The 2403-nt window shown below is 51.3% G+C and carries 2 tRNA genes and 2 rRNA genes; all 4 read right to left on the bottom strand.

What is annotated here, in order from left to right:
- Positions 1 to 134: ribosomal RNA gene (locus BLR94_RS26955) — 23S ribosomal RNA — on the bottom strand; the annotation flags it as partial.
- A 257-nt stretch (positions 135 to 391) separates the two neighbouring features.
- Positions 392 to 467, bottom strand: a tRNA-Ala gene (locus BLR94_RS26950).
- A gap of 31 nt (positions 468 to 498) precedes the next feature.
- A tRNA-Ile gene (locus tag BLR94_RS26945) sits at positions 499 to 575 on the bottom strand.
- Between the two features lie 64 nt (positions 576 to 639).
- Positions 640 to 2176: ribosomal RNA gene (locus BLR94_RS26940) — 16S ribosomal RNA — on the bottom strand.
- Between the last annotated feature and the right edge of the window lie 227 nt (positions 2177 to 2403).

Raw genomic sequence — 2403 nt, 5'->3', positions numbered from 1 at the left:
AGTGGGTTCCCCCATTCAGAAATCTCCGGGTCATACGGTTATTTGCCACCTAACCGGAGCTTATCGCAGGCTATCACGTCTTTCATCGCCTCTGACTGCCAAGGCATCCACCGTATGCGCTTCTTCACTTGACCATATAACCCCAAGCAATCTGGTTACTGTCTATAACGTGAAGACGACATTCGCCGAAAATTTGCACTTGAGAACAACGCAAATTTTACCTTGACCAGATCAATTACCAGTGAAAGTAATCAATCAGTCACTTCTATCACATACCCAAATTTTTAAAGAACGATTCTTCTGACTGGTCAAAGACCAGAAATCAACACTCATCTGCCTCAGCAGGAATGCTCATTTCTGAACTCTAATTCTCATCAACAACGGCTGTAAGTGGTGGAGCCAAGCGGGATCGAACCGCTGACCTCCTGCGTGCAAGGCAGGCGCTCTCCCAGCTGAGCTATGGCCCCAAATACTTCCAAGGCCTGCACCCTCAACAATTGGTGGGTCTGGGCAGATTCGAACTGCCGACCTCACCCTTATCAGGGGTGCGCTCTAACCAACTGAGCTACAGACCCAATCGTCTTTCGCAATGAATCAAGCAATTCGTGTGGGTGCTTATGAGAAGCTGGGATCTTCGATTAAGGAGGTGATCCAGCCGCAGGTTCCCCTACGGCTACCTTGTTACGACTTCACCCCAGTCATGAATCACACCGTGGTAACCGTCCCCCCGAAGGTTAGACTAGCTACTTCTGGTGCAACCCACTCCCATGGTGTGACGGGCGGTGTGTACAAGGCCCGGGAACGTATTCACCGTGACATTCTGATTCACGATTACTAGCGATTCCGACTTCACGCAGTCGAGTTGCAGACTGCGATCCGGACTACGATCGGTTTTATGGGATTAGCTCCACCTCGCGGCTTGGCAACCCTTTGTACCGACCATTGTAGCACGTGTGTAGCCCTGGCCGTAAGGGCCATGATGACTTGACGTCATCCCCACCTTCCTCCGGTTTGTCACCGGCAGTCTCCTTAGAGTTCCCACCATAACGTGCTGGTAACTAAGGACAAGGGTTGCGCTCGTTACGGGACTTAACCCAACATCTCACGACACGAGCTGACGACAGCCATGCAGCACCTGTGTCTGAGTTCCCGAAGGCACCAATCCATCTCTGGAAAGTTCTCAGCATGTCAAGGCCAGGTAAGGTTCTTCGCGTTGCTTCGAATTAAACCACATGCTCCACCGCTTGTGCGGGCCCCCGTCAATTCATTTGAGTTTTAACCTTGCGGCCGTACTCCCCAGGCGGTCAACTTAATGCGTTAGCTGCGCCACTAAAATCTCAAGGATTCCAACGGCTAGTTGACATCGTTTACGGCGTGGACTACCAGGGTATCTAATCCTGTTTGCTCCCCACGCTTTCGCACCTCAGTGTCAGTATCAGTCCAGGTGGTCGCCTTCGCCACTGGTGTTCCTTCCTATATCTACGCATTTCACCGCTACACAGGAAATTCCACCACCCTCTACCGTACTCTAGCTTGCCAGTTTTGGATGCAGTTCCCAGGTTGAGCCCGGGGCTTTCACATCCAACTTAACAAACCACCTACGCGCGCTTTACGCCCAGTAATTCCGATTAACGCTTGCACCCTCTGTATTACCGCGGCTGCTGGCACAGAGTTAGCCGGTGCTTATTCTGTCGGTAACGTCAAAACAGCAAGGTATTCGCTTACTGCCCTTCCTCCCAACTTAAAGTGCTTTACAATCCGAAGACCTTCTTCACACACGCGGCATGGCTGGATCAGGCTTTCGCCCATTGTCCAATATTCCCCACTGCTGCCTCCCGTAGGAGTCTGGACCGTGTCTCAGTTCCAGTGTGACTGATCATCCTCTCAGACCAGTTACGGATCGTCGCCTTGGTGAGCCTTTACCCCACCAACTAGCTAATCCGACCTAGGCTCATCTATTAGCGCAAGGCCCGAAGGTCCCCTGCTTTCTCCCGTAGGACGTATGCGGTATTAGCGTTCCTTTCGAAACGTTGTCCCCCACTAATAGGCAGATTCCTAGGCATTACTCACCCGTCCGCCGCTGAATCAGGGAGCAAGCTCCCCTCAACCGCTCGACTTGCATGTGTTAGGCCTGCCGCCAGCGTTCAATCTGAGCCATGATCAAACTCTTCAGTTCAATACTGCATTGGGTTTTGAGAAAACCCTAAACTTGGCTCAGCAATCGCAAACCTCTCTATCGCTAGAGAGTTAACTCTCGAATTAACGAGTGTTTACTTGTGATGCTGATAATCTTGCGATCACTCAGTCTTAACCCACAAGCACCCACACGAATTGCTTGATTCAGTTGTTAAAGAACGTTTGGCTAAGTCTTTCGTCTCAACCGAGGCGCGCATCTTACAGCAC

Source organism: Phytopseudomonas flavescens (assembly GCF_900100535.1).
Lineage (GTDB): Bacteria > Pseudomonadota > Gammaproteobacteria > Pseudomonadales > Pseudomonadaceae > Aquipseudomonas > Aquipseudomonas flavescens.
This window is presented reverse-complemented; position numbering and strand designations above follow the sequence as displayed.